The sequence below is a fragment of the Lysobacter arseniciresistens ZS79 genome (assembly GCF_000768335.1).
GTDB lineage: Bacteria > Pseudomonadota > Gammaproteobacteria > Xanthomonadales > Xanthomonadaceae > Novilysobacter > Novilysobacter arseniciresistens.
On record NZ_AVPT01000029.1, the window covers coordinates 15719 to 33554 of the forward strand.

At 66.1% G+C, this 17836-nt stretch carries 17 protein-coding genes; 9 read left to right on the forward strand and 8 right to left on the reverse strand.

The window, feature by feature from the left end; all coding sequences use genetic code 11:
• The first annotated feature begins 179 nt into the window (after window positions 1–179).
• From N799_RS11830 to N799_RS11840, 3 genes are read left to right on the forward strand one after another with little or no spacing between them, the layout of a single operon-like run.
• Window positions 180–986, forward strand: coding sequence for a type I restriction enzyme HsdR N-terminal domain-containing protein (locus N799_RS11830; protein WP_036212719.1), 807 nt, complete (start codon window positions 180–182; stop codon window positions 984–986).
• Between the two features lie 41 nt (window positions 987–1027).
• Window positions 1028–1360 carry a hypothetical protein gene (locus tag N799_RS11835; protein ID WP_036212722.1) on the forward strand — a complete coding sequence of 111 codons (333 nt, stop codon included), beginning with the start codon at window positions 1028–1030 and terminating at the stop codon, window positions 1358–1360.
• Window positions 1361–1417: 57 nt separating this feature from the next.
• Window positions 1418–1606, forward strand: coding sequence for a site-specific integrase (locus tag N799_RS11840; protein ID WP_052101509.1), 189 nt, complete (start codon window positions 1418–1420; stop codon window positions 1604–1606).
• Here N799_RS11840 and N799_RS11845 read toward each other — a convergent pair.
• From N799_RS11845 to N799_RS11855, 4 genes are all read right to left on the reverse strand, one after another.
• The gene (locus tag N799_RS11845; protein WP_152597949.1) at window positions 1603–2130 is read right to left on the reverse strand and encodes a hypothetical protein; all 528 of its coding nucleotides are present in this window, start codon (window positions 2128–2130) and stop codon (window positions 1603–1605) included. The two genes, N799_RS11840 and N799_RS11845, sit on opposite strands and share 4 nt — an antisense overlap.
• Window positions 2114–2743, reverse strand: a complete 630-nt coding sequence (locus N799_RS15460; RefSeq protein WP_160279973.1) for a hypothetical protein — start codon at window positions 2741–2743, stop codon at window positions 2114–2116. The genes N799_RS11845 and N799_RS15460 overlap by 17 nt, the downstream gene beginning before the upstream one ends.
• 14 nt (window positions 2744–2757) lie before the next feature.
• Entirely contained in the window at window positions 2758–3084 is a 327-nt protein-coding gene (locus N799_RS11850; RefSeq protein ID WP_036212728.1) for a DUF4258 domain-containing protein, read from the reverse strand.
• 645 nt (window positions 3085–3729) lie between these two features.
• Window positions 3730–3942 carry a hypothetical protein gene (locus tag N799_RS11855; RefSeq protein ID WP_036212731.1) on the reverse strand — a complete coding sequence of 71 codons (213 nt, stop codon included), beginning with the start codon at window positions 3940–3942 and terminating at the stop codon, window positions 3730–3732.
• Between the two features lie 66 nt (window positions 3943–4008).
• On the opposite strand from N799_RS11855, the gene N799_RS11860 reads away from it, so the two are divergent.
• The 4 genes from N799_RS11860 (at window position 4009) to N799_RS11875 (ending at window position 8087) form a co-directional block, all read left to right on the forward strand.
• Window positions 4009–4254, forward strand: coding sequence for a hypothetical protein (locus N799_RS11860; protein ID WP_036212734.1), 246 nt, complete (start codon window positions 4009–4011; stop codon window positions 4252–4254).
• 12 nt (window positions 4255–4266) lie between these two features.
• Window positions 4267–5181, forward strand: coding sequence for an SOS response-associated peptidase family protein (locus N799_RS11865; RefSeq protein ID WP_036212738.1), 915 nt, complete (start codon window positions 4267–4269; stop codon window positions 5179–5181).
• Between the two features lie 1902 nt (window positions 5182–7083).
• The gene (locus N799_RS11870; RefSeq protein ID WP_036212741.1) at window positions 7084–7629 is read left to right on the forward strand and encodes a cysteine hydrolase family protein; all 546 of its coding nucleotides are present in this window, start codon (window positions 7084–7086) and stop codon (window positions 7627–7629) included.
• A gap of 101 nt (window positions 7630–7730) precedes the next feature.
• A complete protein-coding gene (locus N799_RS11875; RefSeq protein ID WP_152597951.1) occupies window positions 7731–8087 on the forward strand; it encodes a hypothetical protein in 357 nt (118 codons plus the stop codon).
• Between the two features lie 88 nt (window positions 8088–8175).
• Here N799_RS11875 and N799_RS11880 read toward each other — a convergent pair whose 3' ends face one another.
• On the reverse strand, window positions 8176–8793 hold the full coding sequence (locus tag N799_RS11880; protein WP_036212746.1) for a ferritin-like domain-containing protein: 618 nt from the start codon (window positions 8791–8793) through the stop codon (window positions 8176–8178).
• A 193-nt stretch (window positions 8794–8986) separates the two neighbouring features.
• Between N799_RS11880 and N799_RS15835 the strand changes: the two genes are divergently transcribed.
• Complete coding sequence (locus N799_RS15835; protein WP_203225055.1) at window positions 8987–9154, forward strand: hypothetical protein; 168 nt, start codon at window positions 8987–8989, stop codon at window positions 9152–9154.
• 57 nt (window positions 9155–9211) lie between these two features.
• On the opposite strand, the gene N799_RS11885 is transcribed toward N799_RS15835, so the two are convergent.
• The 3 genes from N799_RS11885 to N799_RS11895 are packed head-to-tail and all read right to left on the reverse strand — an operon-like array spanning window position 9212 to window position 17125.
• Window positions 9212–9919 (reverse strand): sensor histidine kinase, encoded by a 708-nt coding sequence (locus tag N799_RS11885; RefSeq protein WP_036212748.1) that lies wholly within the window; start codon window positions 9917–9919, stop codon window positions 9212–9214.
• Window positions 9912–11657, reverse strand: a complete 1746-nt coding sequence (locus N799_RS11890; RefSeq protein ID WP_052101510.1) for a response regulator — start codon at window positions 11655–11657, stop codon at window positions 9912–9914. Before N799_RS11890 ends, N799_RS11885 begins: the two co-directional genes overlap by 8 nt.
• The gene (locus tag N799_RS11895) at window positions 11642–17125 is read right to left on the reverse strand and encodes a HAMP domain-containing protein (protein WP_036212751.1); all 5484 of its coding nucleotides are present in this window, start codon (window positions 17123–17125) and stop codon (window positions 11642–11644) included. Before N799_RS11895 ends, N799_RS11890 begins: the two co-directional genes overlap by 16 nt.
• Before the next feature lie 135 nt (window positions 17126–17260).
• On the opposite strand from N799_RS11895, the gene N799_RS11900 reads away from it, so the two are divergent.
• Entirely contained in the window at window positions 17261–17761 is a 501-nt protein-coding gene (locus N799_RS11900) for an MgtC/SapB family protein (RefSeq protein ID WP_052101511.1), read from the forward strand.
• Window positions 17762–17836 lie beyond the last annotated feature (75 nt).

Sequence of the window (17836 nt, forward strand, 5' to 3'; positions counted from 1 at the left end):
GCTGGCCGGTTCCGAACGAGTCGAACCTGTCCGTGCAGACTTCATCGCGCCCTCGCAGGCTCAGGAGTTGCCAACTGGACGATGTGCAAGCTAGAGCCCTGGACGCTGGCCGGACCTGCTCGCAGACCGCGTAGGCACCCTATGGTGGCCGCGTCGGCCACGCAAACTGAGGGGGAGTAATGGCCGCGGTTCCCAAGAAGGTCGCAACGCGCCTGGTAGCTGGACTCAAGCGATATCAGCCCATTCTCGCCGCGGCGAAGGCCCGCGACGTCGGCGAGGCCGACACGGTAACCATCATCAAAGACATGCTTGCCGACGTCTTCGGTTACGACAAGTACTCCGACGTGACCTCCGAGCATTCGATCCGCGGCACTTACTGCGACCTTGCGATCAAGATCGACGGGCAGCTTGAGACGCTGATCGAGGTCAAAGCGATCGGACTGGACCTCAAGGACCAGCACGTGAAGCAGGCGATCGACTACGCGGCCAATCAGGGGGTCGACTGGGTGCTGCTCACCAACGGAATGGTGTGGCGCGTTTACCGACTGATCTTCGCCAAGCCGATCGACCAGGAACTGGTTCTGGAAATCGACTTCTGCGCGCTGAACTCCCGGACTGAAAGCGATCTGGAGCTGCTGTACCTGTGGTGCAAGGAGGGGTGGCAGCGGTCGGTGCTGGGTGAGTACCACACCCAGAAGCAGGCCCTGTCCCGTTTCTACGTGGGCGCCATGTTGCAGACGGACCCGGTGGTAGACGTAATCCGCCGCGAATTGCGGCGCATATCGCCCGACGTTCGAATCGACTCCGAACAGATTCGCGACGTGCTGTTGAATGAGGTCATCAAGCGGGAAGTGCTGGAGGGCGACCAGGCCACGGAAGCGCGAAAGAAGGCCAGTAAAGCGGCCAGTCGGTCTCTTCGTGCGAAACCTGTAAAAGGGACCTCCGATAGTCCCACCCAACCCGAGTCGGTCACCGAGCTAGCCTGACCGGCTCATTCGACGCGCTGCGAGCACGGGAGTGCGGTTCTATGGGCAAGATCGGAGCATGGGTGCTGGTCGCATTCGTCGCCGCGGGGATCGGGTTCGCAGTCGGGCGCAGCCGCGCGCCGCCGCCGCCGCCCGCGCCGATCGAGCTCGACTTCGTCGATCCGTTCGCCGCGACAGTGGTCGCGCCGGTAGCCACACAGCCGAGCGTGGATCCCGTTGCCGCGGCGATCGACCGAGCCACCGCGGAACAGGCGCGCGCGAATCGCGAAGCCGAGCACCGCGCCCGGCAGGACGCGCGGGCCGCCGAGCACCGCGCCCGGCAAGACGCGCGGGCCGCCGAGCGCGAGGCTCGGAGGAACCGCTACGGCTACTGAAGGACCCGTCCGGCCCGGCATCTCTCGACGACGCGACCCCAATGCGTTGTGGGCCGTATGATGCGCAACGCCGTCGCGGCCGGGGTGATCACCGAGCAGGAGCGCTTCGGCCTGCACGGGCTGAAGCACCGCGGCGTGACCGATTCGAAGGGTGACAAGCAGGAAGCCAGCGGCCACAAGACGCGGGCAATGATGGAGCACTACAACCACGATCTGCCGCGGGTTGAGCCGGCGGATGACAATTAGTCCTCAGCTTTCTCGACGACCCGTGGCTCACCCTGCTGCATTGCTTGGATATACATCGGCACAGTGATGGGGCGAAAACGTCTTTTCGCACAAACCCCGTGGATGTGCTCACGCCAGTAGGGAATAGCGTGATAGGGCACGTTCATCCGAACAAACTCATCAATGCCATCTTCTGCACATTCGGCTGCCACTTCATAGAGCAGCCCTAAGCACACATCCATGGCGATGAGCTCGCGATCTTCCGCGTCCGGTTGATCGGCTAGACAACGCACTGATCCGGAAAATTCCACTTCCAGGAAGCGGGCGTTCTGCTCACTCGTTGAGCCGTCGTCTTCCTCGACCTCGCCCGCCACCTCGAAGTCCTGAAGAATTCGGGTAGCCATCCGAAACTGCGTTCGGTGGCACTCTGGCCAAAATGGCGGAGTCGAAGCCTTATCGAGGCTTACGCGTTCGTCACGAAAGTAGACATCGACAATACGCAACGCCTTCTTCGCGGCTTCTAACGCTTCAACATTGAGCGACATGTGACCTCAGCCCAAAATCATCTCGTTGCGTCGTTTCAAACTCCACGGCGTCAACTGGTTGATTTGCGACGGTGGGACGCCTAAAGCGAACTACGTTAGCGCCCAGACTGCGCGTTGGCGGGATATCCAGCCAGTCAGTACGCAACTCCCCACGAGCCTTGGGAGCAACCCGGCTGACATCGAGATCAACCTCGCCGTCATGGCGTTCGACAAACGACGCCACGCCGCTTCGCGACTGCATATCTAGCAAGGTCAACGCACGAATCAAAGATTCTTGGGTACTCGGGACCTCGCAACCGTTCTCCACACGAGAGATAGTCACATTGGACACCCTAATCGCGTCGGCATACTCCACGCCTGACATACCCAGCGTTCGACGCAGGTAGGCAAATTCCTCTGGAGAAAGCGGCCGTTCAATTCGAGCCAACTTTCCGCGATAAGCCTTCGCCACCATCCCGTGCGCCGGGATATTGATCGTAGTTTCGCCGCATTCGCCACATTGAATTTCTTCAACGCCGGACAAGCGGCCGCTCGGGAAACCTACTTCGCGCGCGTTTATCGAGACGCGAGCAACCGTGACGTCTTCCGACTCACAGCAAGGACAAAACATCATGGAATTCCTAAATATCAGTCAGGGATGTCGGTGTAGGCAGTAACAACCAGGAGCTTCAGCCGCCCCGGAACTGCGGTGACTACGGTCACTCGACCGTACTGATCGCGCATCTCGACTTCGTACTTATAGATCCTACGGCCGGCTTGAGTCACCTCAGTCCGTACGTCAACAACGGTACCGGACTTCAACGCACTGGTGATCACATCCCCGGGGATGAAACGCTCTGCCATGCGTTCGCGCGCATGGCGCGAAAACGCTATGCCACACCAGTCACTCTGAGCATAGGAGTTGATGACCCTTGTCGCTTCATGCAAGTCCTCCGGATCCGACAGTGGGTTCATGCTGCCACCACTGCCTTTAACAAAAGGTTAAAGCAAAGCAGTTCACCGCACAACAGGCAGCACGACCACTCGTCGCCGACGAAAGGTGCCCCAAGCACTTGGGCCCACGCTCCCGGGCGATGTGTACATGTGGTGTGTGCGTCCATGCCTTAACAATAAGGCATGCGATCCCACTGAGCACTCCCACTCAGCCGGCGAAGCTCACGCACCTCTGCAGAAAGCTGGCCACCAGGCCGGAATATTAGGGAGAATTTTCAGGAAGAAGGCGCTTGCCGGTTCCAAGCCACGGCTAAGCCATTGAATTGTATGGCGCGCCCGGCAGGACTCGAACCTGCAACCACCGGCTTAGAAGGTTGCTCAACTCTGCCGAAAGATCAGGCGCTTAGCTCCCCCGTAATTCAGGAAGCGCCTATCTGGAACGTCCGCCAGCCCGTGCGCGGCCCGCTATTTTTCAGGAGTCGCGGCCACTATGCAAGCCCGGATGATGAGGTAGAGGACCCCGCCGCTGTCCGTAGGACGGCAACGCTTCCCGGCAGGTCAGGACGGGGGAGCGTAGTGGCCCGTGTTCCAGTCTTGCGCCGCACGGCGGGGTGAACCGACTTTGATGCACTGGGCAGATTGCTGCCATCGGCCATAGCCCCGTCGTCACGTCAGGGTTTTCTGACGCGGGCACATGCGCGCCCCGATCCACCGCTCCACGTAGCGCTTGCCCTGCCCCACGCTGCAGCACCGGCCGAACACCTCGGACCGGCGCCAACGGATCACCAACTCGCCATTCGCCCTGACCACCGCGACGCCGCCCGCGTTGTACTGCAGGTAGCTGGCGTCAGGGCTGTCGATCCAGAAGAACGGGCGCATCGGCAGATGGTAGCGCTGCCCCCACGGCGCCGGCGGTATGCTCGACCCTCCCGCCGGAGCTTCCCGATGAACGACGCCGATGCTTCGCCGGCCCTGCTGCAGCGCCTCAGACAACTGCGCAATGACGCGGCCCGGTTGAAGGCCGAGGTGCCCGACCCTGCCGACTTCATGCCTGCGTTCGCCGGCGAGGCAGACGGCATCCTCGAGGACGCCGACCGCTTGGGCGGCGACTGCTGGGAATCCGCCAGCCACATGGTCGACGAGATCCTCATCGACCTCGGTTACATGGACGCCGCCGAGCGGCAGACCTGACCCGGAGGCCCCATGTGCTACTCGGCCCAGGTGTGGGCGAGCTATGAAAAGTACGTGCGCCTCTACGGCGCCCACATCGATATCCGCACCTTCCACGACCTGTACGTCCGCAAGCGGCAGGGCGACAAGCTGAAAACCCCGAAGGCGATGGACGTCGCGTTCGACGCCACCGACCCGGCCACCGCCCCCACCGCCGCGCTGGTGCGCGAGATCCACGCTGCCGAGGTCGCAACGCTGGAACAGGAGCTGTTCAAGCAGCGCAAACGCCTGGCCGACGCCGAGCGGGCCCTGCAGTCCAAGACCACGAAGAAGGCACAGGAGGACCAGCGCATCGCCGGCACCAAGGTCGACCAGCTCAAGGCGCGGCTGGCCCGCCTCAAGCAGGCCGAGCCGGCACCCGCGGACTCGCGCATCTACCCGGGCATGTACGCGCCGGTCATGGTCTGGAAGGACGGGCAGCGGGTGGTGCGGCCGATGCGCTACCAGTGCCGCCCGGCCGGCAAGCCCGCGTTCTACGATCGCAAGTTCCCCGGGACCTACAACGCCCGCCGCGACAACCTCGAAGGGTTCTGGGCGCCGCTGTTCGGCCACACCCACGCTGTCATGGTGGCCGACCGCTTCTACGAGAACGTCGAGACGCCCGCCGGCAACGCCGTGCTGGAGTTCGCCCCGCGCACCGGCGAGCCGATGCTCATCGCCTGCCTGTGGTCACGCTGGGGCGCCGGCGACGACGACCTCCTGTCGTTCGCCGCCATCACCGACGACCCGGAGCCCGAGGTGGCCGCCGCCGGCCATGACCGCACCATCATCAATCTCAAGCCCGAGCATCTGGACGCGTGGCTCCGCCCAACGGGCGACCTGCAGGTGCTGTACGCCATCTTCGACGACAAGCAGCACCCGTACTACGAGCACCGCAAGGCGGCGTGATCTATCGCCCCCCGACACCAGCTACCTGGCACCCATCTTGAACCGACGCCGGTGATGGTCGCGGAACCCGCTCTGCGCGGGTCGCTGCGACGAAGTACTTCTTCAATGCCCAGCCCTCGGATACGAGGCCAGTCTCTGGGTGGACAAACTCGACGCGGATCCACTTTCCCCGGAACCCGGTTGCTTGCACCATCCGATGAGGAGGCAAGCGCAAGATGATGTCTGCACCTGATTCCGGACGTATGACGATCTTCGCCTCTCGACCCCGACTCACGTATGGCCTCGCTAGCAGCGTCCGCTCCGTCAACTCCCTCACCAATGCGCAGATTTCCGAGGAAATCGTCGCGCGGGTCTGCTTGCTTTCGCCTTCTATCTTCTGACTCAGGCGCGCCTCCAACTGAGCTGTGCTCGCCTCTTGATGCAGAAAAAACAGGATCGTGAGGAGAAGCCCGAGCACTGCCAAGGCGTCGCTGGTCGAAATCCTCGCGGGGGGCGCTACCGATGATCCGGGACCGGGACCCGCGTCCGTGACGCCTGCGGTTTGCCACGCGCACTCCCAAGCCGTCCGGAGCGCACCGACCTGAGGCCGCGGTCCATCTGTCTCGAACAACCTGATTAGATCGTCCGTTGCGCGGCGGACCGAATCGAAACCCGCCGGCAACGCGACATCTCGCGGTAATCCGGCCTCCAACCCGTGGCCCTGCGCCGCCAGTCCTTGGATGATGCTCTCCAGGCCTTGCGTTGCGCGCAGCGCCTGCTCCGCAGGCCCGTCCAGCCTCCTTAGAAACTCCTCGAGTGCGCGCGCTGAAGGAGCGTAGAGGGCGTCCAACGCGGCTATTCGCATTGACTCAACTTGGGCCATAGCCGTGGCCGCGTAGTCAAAGGGAGTATGTGAGTCGCCCTTTGCCAAGTCCGACAACCGTTGGAGATCCTTGAAATAGCCGGAAATGCCACTCGAAGCGCTTGTCCCGACGGTACTCGCCAAACGGTCCAGATCCACACTGATAGTGACGCGCCGGCCATCAATCTCGTTCGTCATCAGACGCCCCTCTGCTGCCTTCCCAATTCTGACCGATGTGTTCGGGAGGCTGTCAATCAAGGGCGGCGGGCTTCGGCTTCCAGCAATTTGCCGGCATTCCTTGCACCGCCTTGATGCACTTCCGCGGCAACTAGAGCGACGAGGCAGAAACAGACACCCGCGATTTCGGGGCGCGAGCCTGCACAAGGATCTCACCGTCGCAGTGCTCGGCCCTTGCCAGTGCGGCCGAGAACCGGCGCGCCTCAGCCAATCCTGGGGCTGCACCGACTCCCTCGTCGGCCCGCGGTTCGCGGCTTCACGAGTCAGCGAACGGTGCTCGGCGTACCGGAGTGGCAAACAGGCATCTCCGCCCTGGAGCTCGATCACTCTAGAAAGCAGCAGAAGCCGGTCAGCGCTGCGCCGCAACCAGAGCCCGATTCCGAGCGACCTTAGGGCACGACTTGGCGCCAACGGCATGCCGCAACCTCCACCAAGGACGCGCCTCGTGACGGTAGATTTGACGGTAAGTCGAAAACCCTTCACACCTTATTCCGTGCATTTGCGCGCTCTTAGCATTAAATTCAGTAGAGCCCACCCCACCAATTCAAGCTCCAAAGCAGTCCGGATCAGGCCGGAACCCCCAATCAAATCAAGGGTTCCGGCCTTTTTTGTGTCCAACCGGAGCCGAACCTGCTTGCGGCGATCCGACGGTATGCGTCGATAGCATTGGCGGTAACCGGAGCCACCGCCGGGCCGCTTGAAATCGTGTAACCCGCGATCCGGCGCCCCGGGCATGAGCGATCGCGACCACGCGGTTGCGCCGGCTCACCTGCGCATGACGGGCCCGCTGCTATCCCGGACACCCCCTCCCGGAGCCGCCGCCGATGCCGGCATCAACCGCGCTGCTGATCGTCGACATGATCAACCCGCTCGACTTCGAGGGCGGCAAGGCGATGCGTCCGCAGGCGATCGCCGCGGCGGCACGGATCGCGACGTTGAAGCGCCGGCTGAAGGCCGACGGCGTACCGGCGATCTATGTCAACGACAACTTCATGCAGTGGCAGGTGGATTTCAGTTCGCTGGTCGCGATATGCCAGCACGGAGACAGCCCGGGCGCGCCGCTGGCCCATCGCCTGCCGCCTGAGCCGGACGACTATTTCGTACTGAAGCCGAAACATTCGGGGTTCTTCGACACGCCGCTCGCGCTGCTGCTGGACAAGCTCGGCGCCACGCGGCTGGTGGTCACCGGAGTGGCTGCGGACGGCTGCGTGCTGACCACCGCCGCGGATGCCCACATGCGCGAGTACGCGGTGCACGTGCCACGCGACTGCGTCGCCTCGATCAGCCCTGCGCGCACCGATCGCGCGCTGGCATTGATGAAGGAGTCGATGAAGATCGACGTGCGCACGTCGCGTTATGCAGGAGCATGACGGACGCGTTGCCGCCGCTGAAAGATTCATCCGCCGATTTGCAGTTGCCACCGGGCGGCGCGAAGATGGCCGAGGCAGGGGTTGTCATGGAGGAGTTTCTGATGTCTGGAGCCAAACCATCGTCGACGCAGGAAGCGGAGGGCCGCAGTCCGCCAGTGCCAGTCGCCGCAGCACCCGGTTATGTCGACTTCGACCGCGAGCTGCGCTACTGGCGCTCGCACTATCCGGAGTCGGAGTTCTGCCGGCCCGGCCTGTCCTACGAGGACTACGAGCCGGCGTTGAAGCTGGGGATCAACGTCTTCCTGCACGGGCACGGATCGTCGTTCGAGGAGCAGGACGACGAGTTGGCCGATGCCTACTACCGCACCCGCGGTGCCAGCCCGCTGGACTGGAACGAGGCCCGTCCCGCGGCGGCCGCGGCGTGGCAGCGGATGGGCGGCAAATCCATCGCCGCCTGAATCGCCTGATTCGGGCCACCGGCGCGTCGACGACCGCAGGCAACGCAACGCGTGATGCCCGCGGCCGGAAGGCGCGCCATCAATCCGCTCAGTGACCCTTGAGCATCTGGTCGCGGGACTGTTCGGCGCGCGATGCGCCGATCCGGGTCTCGACGTTGCGCACCTCTTCGGGTGGCGGCAGCACCGCCGGCAGTCCGAGCGAATCCAGCCACAGCTCCCGGGTCCAGCCGGTGGTGTGGAACAGGTGGTGGTCCTCCTCCTGCTCGACCGCCTCGTAGGCCTGCTTGAGCACCTTGCCCTCCTTGCCCGTGGCCTTCTCGGCCATGTGGCCGATCAGCTCCCAGTTGAGGTGGTCCTTGGTTTCGGCGAGCACCACGCACTCGCCCGCCACCAGTTCCGCCGCGACGGGATCGCCGGCCTTGCGTGCCATCTGCATTGCCTTCACCAGCGACTGGCCGATGTGCGCAACCACTTCGCGGCCCGGTGTGCGCGCGTCGGGATCAAGGCCCAGCTCGTTGAAGACGTTCAGCAGCACCCGCCGGTGGGTCCGGGTCTGCTCGAGGTACTCGGTCCACTCCTTGTGCAGATCCTCGTTGACCGCACACTCCAGTGCGTTCTCGTACACCTGCGCGCCGCCGATCTCGGTTTCCAGCGCCTGGTATAGCAGTTCGTGCAGCTGTGCCTGGTCGTACTTGCGGGTAGCCATCGGGTACTCCTGGATAAGCTCCGGCGCGCGGGCCGGTCGTGGGGGAACGGGTGCACACACCCGGTTGCCTGCAGCGTAGGCACCGCGCGCGCGGCCGGCGTGAAGCGGACGCCACCCGTCGCTCACGCGGCCTTAGCAGCGGCCCGCCGTAATGTGATTGCAAGCGGCTGAACAGCCGGGAGGAGCCACGCAGATGAACACCAGCACCCCACGCAACCCCGCGCCCACCCAAGGCCAACGCCCGGAAACCGAGGAGCAGCGCAAGCAGCACGAAAGTGAAAACCAGGACGAGGCGCTGGAGGAGACCTTCCCGGCCAGCGACCCGGTGTCGCCGTTCATCCCGGCCAAGGCGCCGGACTGAGCGCGGCCACCGGAGAACATCGCGCCGCGACACCGCGCGGCAATCAGGCGTCCGTGGTCAGAGCCCGGCCGCCCTCGGAATACCCAGGCAGATGCCGGCGTGGCCGTCCCCGGTTTCAACCGCATCGAGGGTTCCACCGTGAGCAACGGCGATCGCGCGGGCGACCAGCAGGCGCATCCCAAGCCCCTCGTCGAACGGTATGGTCTGCGGCGCATCGAAGAGGCTTCGCCGCTCGGCTTCGTCGTTCCAGCGAGCACCGTCGGCGACCATCATGAACGCCACCCGGTCCCCTGCTTCGGGCAAGACCCGCAGCTTGACCCGCGACGCCCTCGTACCGAGGAAGTCCGCCAGCGTCCACAACACCTGCAACAACCGCTGCGGATCGGCCTCGACCCACACCTCGTCCAGACCAGGCGCCGGTTCCAGCTCCACGCCGCTGCCGAGATTAGCCTCGGCAAGGTCCAGCAGCATCGGTACGCTGACGGGATCGCGCCGACCGACCAGCCGCGCGTCGCGCGCACGCATCCAGTCGGAGACCTCCTGCACCATGCTGCTCAACCGGGTCGTCTGGCGGTCGATGATCCGCAGCAGCTCTTCCCTGCGCTCGGGCTCCAGGTCGTCGCGCCGCAGCAGGTAGGCGGCGGTCTGCAGCGGCGACAACGGCCCACGCAGGTCATGTGCGAGCCGGTCGAAGAAGCGGAAGGCGGGATCGGTCACCTCGGCCGCGCCGTCGTTCTCGCCCGGCTTGTGCTGGCGGTCATCCATCGACGCGCTCCCGACGTCCCGACACGCTCCGGACGGGCTGCTCGCACAACCGGCGGATCGCGTCCAGAGCCGGCGGCTTGACCAGGTGTTCGTCGAAACCGGCCTCGCCGGTCCGGCGCCGGTCCTCCGGCTGGCCCCAGCCGGTCACCGCGACGATCTCGAGCTCCTCGAAGCCCGGCATCGCCCGCAACTGCGGTGCGAGTTCGTAGCCGCTCAGGCCGGGCATGCCGACATCGAGGAACACGATGTCCGGATGGAACGCCTCCATCTCGGCCACCACCGCCTGCGGGTCGTACAGCCTGCGCACCGGGTGGCCGAGCATCTCGATCATCATCGCCAGCGTGTCGGCCGCATCGCGGTTGTCGTCCACCACGAGCACGCGCTTGTGCACGTCGCTTCCGGTTTGCGTCGGCGATTCCGGCTGCGGCGGAACCGCCGGCGGATGCTCCAGCGGCAGGGAGACGCCGAAACGCGCGCCCTTGCCCAGCCCCTCGCTCGCAACCGATACCTCGCCGCCATGCATCTCGACCAGCCGGCGTACCAGGGTCAGGCCGATGCCGAGGCCGCCGTGGGTGCGGTCCACCTCGGTCTCCACCTGCGAGAACATCTCGAAGATCCGATGGATCTGCGCGTCCTCGAGGCCGATGCCGCTGTCGCGCACCTCGACCTCGACCCGCCCGGCGTCCGCATCCGCACGCGCCTCCAGTTCGATCCGGCCATGCGGCTCGGAGTACTTGGCCGCGTTGTTGAGCAGGTTGGCGAAGACCTGCGAAAGGCGGGCCTGGTCGGCCACCAGCGCCACCGGCTCCTCCGGCACGGCCAGCACCAGTTCGTGGCCGCCCTGCTCGATCGCCGGCCGCGCCACCTCGACGGCGGAGTCGATGATGTCCGACAGCAGGGTCGGGTGCTTGCGCAGCGTCAGCTTGGCCTGGCTGATGCGGGCGATGTCCAGCAGGTCGTCGATCAGCCTGACCAGCAGCGCGAGCTGGCGCTCCATCACCTGCTGCAGGCCCGGGTCGCCGGAACTGTCGGACAGCCGGCGGATGCTCAGCGCGTTCTGCAGCGGCGCCAGCGGATTGCGCAGTTCGTGGGCCAGCGTCGCGAGGAACTCGTCCTTGCGACGGTCGGCCTCGCGCAGGAGCTGCTCGACCCGCTTGCGCTCGGCGATCTCGCCGTGCAGCTCGACGTTCTGCGCACCCAGCGCCGCGTTGGCGTTGCGCAGCGACTCGTTCAGCACCTCCAGTTCGCGCGCCTGCTCGGCCTGCAGCGCGCGGTTGGCGGCCTCCAGCTTGACGTTGGCGGCCTGCAGTTCCAGGCGCTTGCGGTGCAACTCGGCCAGCACCACCACCTTGCTCCGGAGGATCTCCGGGATCACCGGCACCATCACGTAGTCGACCGCGCCGAGCTTGTAGCCGCGCAGCCGGTCCATGTCGGTCACGTTGACCGCGGTGACGAAGATGATCGGGGTCTTCTCGAAACGCGGGTGCTGGTGGATCAGGCTGGCCGTCTCAAAGCCGTCCATCTCCGGCATGTTGACGTCGAGCAGGATGAGGGCGAAGTCGTCCTCCATCAGCCGCTTCAGCGCCTCCACGCCGGAGCTGGCCTCCACCAGGTGTTCGCCCAGCGGTTCGAGGATCGCCCGGTAGGTCAGCAGGCGACCCGGCTGGTCGTCGACCAGCAGGATCTTCACCGGCTCGTCGGGACTGCGCGTGGCGAGGCTGGTCAGCGATGCAGCCACTGGCGCAGCACTCCGAGCAACTGGTCGGTGACGACGGGCTTGGCGAGGTAGTCGGAGGCGCCCGCCTCCAGGCACTTCTCGCGGTCGCCCTTCATCGCCTTGGCCGTCAGCGCGACGATCGGCAGCGCCCGGGACTTCGGGTCGTCGCGGATCGCACGCATGGTTTCGTAGCCATCCATGCCCGGCATCATGATGTCCATAAGCACCAGCGCGATGTCCGCGTCGGCGGCGACCTTCTGGATCGCCTCCTGGCCGGTACCGGCCGTGACGACGTCCATGCCGTGCCGCTCCAGCACGCTCGACAGCGCGAAGATGTTGCGCACGTCGTCGTCGACCACCAGCACGCGCTTGTCGCGCAGGGCGTCGTCGGACTCGTGCAGGCTCTGCACCATCCGCCGCTTGGATGGCGGCAACTCGCCGATCACCCGGTGGAGGAACAGCGCGGTCTCGTCGAGCAGGCGTTCTGGCGATTCCACGCCCTTGATAACGACACTCTTGGCCGCTTTCTTGAGCCGGCGGTCCTCGTCCGCGCTGAGGTCCTTGCCGGTAAAGACGACCACCGGCAGCTCGCGCAGCTCCGGCTGCTCCTGCAACCGGTCGAGCAGCTCGAAGCCGGTCATGTCCGGCAACCGCAGGTCCAGCACCACGCAGTCATACTGGCTGCCGGACAGTGCCTGCAGCGCTTCGGCACCACTGCCCACGGTGTCGATCGACACGTCGTCGTGGCGGATCAGCTCCTCGATGCTCATCCGCTCGGCGGCATCGTCCTCCACCACCAGCAGGCGCTTGACCCGCGGCAGGGTGTAGTCCTTGATCCGCTGCAGCGCGGCGTCGATGGTCTCGGTGGTCGCCGGCTTGGCGAGGTAGGAGAACGCGCCGCGCTCGATGCTCTGGTGGCGCTCCTCCTCCACTGTGACGATCTGCACCGGGATGTGGCGGGTCTCGGAGTCCTGCTTGAGACGCGCCAGCACGGTCCAGCCGAGCATGTCGGGCAGGAAGATGTCGAGCGATATGGCCGTCGGGCGGTAGTCGCGCACCAGCCGCAGCGCTTCGCTGCCGCGGTTGGCGACCAGCACGCGGAAGCCCTTGGAGCGCGCCATGTCGCGCAGCACGGTGGCGTAGCGCAGGTCGTCCTCGACCAGCAGCAGGGTCGGCTCGCCCTCCACCAGCACGTCGCGGTCGTCGTCGATCCGCTCCGGCGCGCCGTCGGCCGACTCGTCCGCAACCGGGGCCACCAGCGCGGCCCGCTCGTGCGCGCGTGCGGCACGGGCCTCGTGCGCGCTGTCGGCACCCGCGTAGGACAGCGGCAGGTACAGGGTGAAGGTGCTGCCCTCGCCCACCGTGCTCTGCAGGCGCAGTTCGCCACCGAGCAACCCGGCGATCTCGCGGCTGATCGCCAGCCCCAGGCCGGTGCCGCCGTACTGGCGCGAGGTGCCGGCGTCGGCCTGCTGGAAGGCCTCGAACACGATCCGCTGCTTGTCCGGCGAGATGCCGATGCCGGTGTCGGTGACCTCGAACGCGATCACCGTCGGCGCCGCGTCCAGCACCGCGTGGCCCGGCGTCCAGCCACTATCGGCCGGCCGCGCGGTCAGGCTGACCTTGCCCTGTGCGGTGAACTTGAACGCGTTCGACAGCAGGTTCTTGAGGATCTGCTGCAGGCGCTTGGGGTCGGTGTCGAGCGCGCGGCCGAGCTCGGGCGAGAAGTCCACCGCGAACTGCAATTGGCGCCGCTCGGCCTCGTGCCGGAACGAGCGTTCCATGTTCTCGCGCAGGTGGCGGAAGCTGATCTCCTCGTTGTCGACCGTGACCGTGCCCGACTCGATCTTCGACAGGTCGAGGATGTCGCTGATCAGGTGCAGCAGGTCGGTGCCGGCGGCGTGGATGGTGCTGGCGAACTCCACCTGGCGCGGGGTCAGGTTGGCGTCGACGTTCTCCGACAGTTGCTGGCCGAGGATCAGGATCGAGTTCAGCGGCGTGCGCAGCTCGTGCGACATGTTGGCCAGGAACTCGGACTTGTAGCGCGACGTCAGCGCAAGCTCCGCGGCCTTCTCCTCCAGCGCGCGGCGGGCCTGCTCGATCTGCTGGTTCTTGCGCTCCACCTCGTTCTTCTGCTCGGCCAGCAGCGCGGCCTTGAGTGCGATGTCCTCGTTGGTCTGCTGCAGCTCCTTCTGCTGGGTCTGCAGTTCACCGGCCAGCTGCTGCGACTGGGCCAGCAGCCGCTCGGTGCGCATGGTCGCCTCGATCGTGTTGAGCACGATGCCGATGCTGCGCGACAGCTGGTCAAGGAAGGCCCGCTGGGAGACGCTGAACTCCGACAGCGAGGCAAGCTCGATCACCGCCTTGATCTGGTCCTCGAACAGCACCGGCAGCACGATCACGTTGCGCGGCACCAGCTCCAGCAGGCCGGAGCGGATCTGCACGGAACCCGGGTCGACGTTCTCGACCAGAATCATCCTCGCCTGCGCCGCGCACTGGCCGATCAACCCTTCGCCGAATGCCAGGCTCGGCCGGCCGTCGGCGGAACCGGCGCCGGCGTACGAAGCCAGCTGCCGAAGATACGGGGTGACGCCCGGCTCGTCGCCGTCGACCACGTACATGAGGCCCTGGTGGGCGTCGACCAGCGGCGCCAGCTCGCTCAGCAGCATGGTGCCGAGGGTCACCAGGTCGCGCTGGCCCTGCATCATGTTGCTGAAGGTCGCCATGTTGGTCTTCAGCCAGTCCTGCTCGCGGCCACTCTCGGTGGTCGCGCGCAGCGTGCCGATCATGACGTTGATGTTGTCCTTCAGGTCGGCCAGCTCGCCGCGCACGTCGACCTGGATCTCGCGGGTCAGGTCGCCCTGGGTCACCGCGGTGGCGACTTCGGCGATCGCGCGCACCTGGGTGGTGAGGTTGGCCGCGAGCTGGTTCACGTTGCCGGTCAGGTTCTCCCAGATGCCGGCGGTGCCGGGCACCTTGGCCTGCCCGCCGAGCCGGCCTTCGACACCCACCTCGCGCGCCACCGTGGTCACCTGGTCGGCGAAGATCGCCAGCGTATCGGTCATCGAGTTGATGGTGTCGGCCAGCTCGGCGATCTCGCCCTTGGCCTCCACCGTCAGCTTGCGGCTGAGGTCGCCGGTCGCCACCGCGGTCACCACCTGCGCGATGCCGCGCACCTGGGTGGTGAGGTTGGTCGCCATCGAGTTGACGTTGTCGGTCAGGTCGGCCCAGGTGCCGGCCACGCCGGGTACGGTCGCCTGGCCGCCGAGCTTGCCCTCGGTGCCCACCTCGCGGGCCACGCGGGTCACCTCGGCGGCAAACGAGTTGAGCTGGTCCACCATCGTGTTGAGGGTGTCCTTCAGCTGCAGGATCTCGCCCTGGGCGTCCACGCCGATCTTGCGCGACAGGTCGCCCTTGGCCACCGCGGTCGCGACCTCGGCGATGTTGCGCACCTGGCTGGTCAGGTTGGACGCCATCGAGTTGACGTTGTCGGTGAGGTCCTTCCACGTACCCGCGACGCCGGGCACGCGCGCCTGGCCGCCGAGCTTGCCCTCGGTGCCGACCTCGCGCGCCACGCGGGTCACCTCGGCGGCGAAGCTGTTGAGCTGGTCGACCATCGTGTTGATGGTGTCCTTGAGCTCGAGCATCTCGCCCTTGACGTCCACCGCGATCTTGCGCGAGAGGTCGCCCTTCGCCACCGCAGTGGTCACCTCGGCGATGTTGCGGACCTGGCTGGTGAGGTTGGACGCCATCGCGTTGACGTTGTCGGTCAGGTCGGCCCAGGTGCCGGCCACGCCCGGCACGGTCGCCTGGCCGCCGAGCTTGCCCTCGGTACCGACCTCGCGCGCCACGCGGGTCACCTCGGCGGCAAAGCTGTTGAGCTGGTCCACCATCGTGTTGATGGTGTCCTTCAGTTGCAGGATCTCGCCCTGCGCGGTCACCGCGATCTTGCGCGACAGGTCGCCCTTCGCCACCGCGGTGGTCACCTCGGCGATGTTTCGGACCTGGCTGGTCAGGTTGGACGCCATCGCGTTGACCGAATCGGTCAGGTCGGCCCAGGTGCCGTCGACGCCGGGCACGGTCGCCTGGCCGCCGAGCTTGCCCTCGGTGCCCACCTCGCGCGCCACGCGGGTCACCTCGGCGGCGAAGCTGTTGAGCTGGTCGACCATCGTGTTGAGCGTGTTCTTCAGCTCCAGCAGCTCGCCGCGCACGTCCACGGTGATCTTGCGCGAGAGGTCGCCCTTGGCCACCGCGGTGGTCACCTCGGCGATGTTTCGGACCTGGCTGGTCAGGTTGGACGCCATCGAGTTCACGTGGTCGGTCAGGTCCTTCCACGTACCGGCGACGTCCGGCACCTGCGCCTGGCCGCCGAGCTTGCCTTCGGTACCGACCTCGCGCGCCACGCGCGTCACCTCGGCGGCGAAGCCGTTGAGCTGGTCCACCATGGTGTTGATGGTGTTCTTGAGCGCGAGGATCTCGCCCTGCGCATCCACCGCGATCTTGCGCGACAGGTCGCCCTTCGCCACCGCGGTGGTCACCTCGGCGATGTTGCGCACCTGGCTGGTGAGGTTGGACGCCATCGCGTTGACCGAGTCGGTCAGGTCCTTCCAGGTGCCGGCCACGCCCGGCACCACCGCCTGGCCACCGAGCTTGCCGTCGGTGCCGACCTCGCGCGCCACGCGCGTCACCTCGGAGGCGAAGCTGCGCAGCTGGTCCACCATCGTGTTGATGGCTTCCTTCAGCTGCGCCATCTCGCCGCGCACGTCGGCGGTGATCTTGCGCGAGAGGTCGCCGTCGGCGACGGCGATGGTGACCTCGGAGATGTTGCGCACCTGCGTGGTCAGGTTGGACGCCATCTGGTTCACCGAGTCGGTGAGCTCCTTCCACACCCCCGACACGCCCTTCACCTTGGCCTGGCCACCGAGGCGGCCCGCCGTACCCACTTCGAGCGCGACGCGGGTCACCTCGGCGGAGAATTCGCCCATCTGCTCGATCATCCGGTTGACGATCGTCGCCGAGCGCAGGAACTCGCCCTGCAGTGGGCGGCCGTCGGCTTCCAGCGGGACCGTGCGGGTCAGGTCGCCCTTCGCGACGCCGGCGGTCGCCGCGGTCATGGTCTCGATCGGCCGCACCAGGTCGTCGATCAGGCCGTTGACCGACTGCTGCATGCCCAGCCATGCGCCGCCATGGTTGGTGATCGCCAGCCGCTTGCGGGTCTGGCCCTCGCGACCGACCACCTTGCCGACCCGGCACAGCTCGTCGGATAGGTGGCGGTTGCTGGTGACGATCGCGTTGAAGCAGTCGGCGATCTTGCCTTCGATGCCGTCCCAGTGGACCGGCAGTTGCACGCTGAAGTCGCCGTCGCGCACCGCGCACAGCGCTTCAAGCAGTTGCTGGGCGGCGGCGTCCTTGTAGGGCATCGGCTTGGGCTCGTTGGCCGCTTCGCCGGCCGGACTCGCGGTACGCGTGGAACGCTTGGTACTTGTCGCCACTCTTCAGCTCCCCCCGAGCAATCAAGTGATTCACATGTGAAATTTTTCCAAAACTAGCCTATCGGGCGTGAGGACCCTTTCACGTCGCGTGTACGCCGACGCTCCCTGCACACCGCACGCCCGAAAGTTCACCCCATGGACTGGACGATACAGCTCGAAGCCGTCTGGGCGACGGCCATCGGAATGGGGCTCGGCGGCCTGGTGGGGCTCGAACGCGAACTCAAGGACCGCCCCGCGGGTTTCCGCACCCACATGCTGGTCGCCGGCGCCGCCGCGCTGCTTGTCGGGATCGGCCGCCTCGCGCTGGGCGACGACACTCTGTTCGTCGGGACGTCCGGACAGTTGCGGGTCGATCCGCTGCGATTGGTCGAGGCGGTGATCGCCGGTGTCGCATTCATCGGTGCCGGAACGATCTTCGCCCGGCATGGCGGCGACACCGTGGCCGGCATCACCACCGCGGCGTCGCTGCTGATGGTCGCGGTCGTTGGCATCGCCGCCGGCTTCCACTACTACGCGCTGGCGGCGGCGGCCACCGTGCTGACCCTGCTGGTGCTGGTGCTGCTGAACATGTGCGACCGGCTGTTGCGGCGTGGTCACACGCGCGGGGGTAGCAAAGACGAAGACGGCGCCTGCTGACCGCCGCGGAGTCCCTGTTCGCACGCACCAGGCGTAAAAAAAGAGGGTATCCGGAATCTGGTGTGGGTTCTGGCT

What these genes read in the sequence shown, in the direction of transcription:
- N799_RS11830 (WP_036212719.1), top strand. Translation starts at nt 180, where the DNA reads ATGGCCGCGGTTCCCAAGAAGGTCGCAACGCGCCTGGTAGCTGGACTC.
- N799_RS11845 (WP_152597949.1), bottom strand. Translation starts at nt 2,130, where the DNA reads ATGTCGCTCAATGTTGAAGCGTTAGAAGCCGCGAAGAAGGCGTTGCGT.
- N799_RS11865 (WP_036212738.1), top strand. Translation starts at nt 4,267, where the DNA reads ATGTGCTACTCGGCCCAGGTGTGGGCGAGCTATGAAAAGTACGTGCGC.
- N799_RS11885 (WP_036212748.1), bottom strand. Translation starts at nt 9,919, where the DNA reads ATGGATGACCGCCAGCACAAGCCGGGCGAGAACGACGGCGCGGCCGAG.
- N799_RS11900 (WP_052101511.1), top strand. Translation starts at nt 17,261, where the DNA reads ATGGACTGGACGATACAGCTCGAAGCCGTCTGGGCGACGGCCATCGGA.
- N799_RS11850 (WP_036212728.1), bottom strand. Translation starts at nt 3,084, where the DNA reads ATGAACCCACTGTCGGATCCGGAGGACTTGCATGAAGCGACAAGGGTC.
- N799_RS15460 (WP_160279973.1), bottom strand. Translation starts at nt 2,743, where the DNA reads ATGATGTTTTGTCCTTGCTGTGAGTCGGAAGACGTCACGGTTGCTCGC.
- N799_RS11880 (WP_036212746.1), bottom strand. Translation starts at nt 8,793, where the DNA reads ATGGCTACCCGCAAGTACGACCAGGCACAGCTGCACGAACTGCTATAC.
- N799_RS11875 (WP_152597951.1), top strand. Translation starts at nt 7,731, where the DNA reads ATGTCTGGAGCCAAACCATCGTCGACGCAGGAAGCGGAGGGCCGCAGT.
- N799_RS11860 (WP_036212734.1), top strand. Translation starts at nt 4,009, where the DNA reads ATGAACGACGCCGATGCTTCGCCGGCCCTGCTGCAGCGCCTCAGACAA.
- N799_RS11870 (WP_036212741.1), top strand. Translation starts at nt 7,084, where the DNA reads ATGCCGGCATCAACCGCGCTGCTGATCGTCGACATGATCAACCCGCTC.
- N799_RS11835 (WP_036212722.1), top strand. Translation starts at nt 1,028, where the DNA reads ATGGGCAAGATCGGAGCATGGGTGCTGGTCGCATTCGTCGCCGCGGGG.
- N799_RS11855 (WP_036212731.1), bottom strand. Translation starts at nt 3,942, where the DNA reads ATGCGCCCGTTCTTCTGGATCGACAGCCCTGACGCCAGCTACCTGCAG.
- N799_RS11840 (WP_052101509.1), top strand. Translation starts at nt 1,418, where the DNA reads ATGATGCGCAACGCCGTCGCGGCCGGGGTGATCACCGAGCAGGAGCGC.
- N799_RS15835 (WP_203225055.1), top strand. Translation starts at nt 8,987, where the DNA reads ATGAACACCAGCACCCCACGCAACCCCGCGCCCACCCAAGGCCAACGC.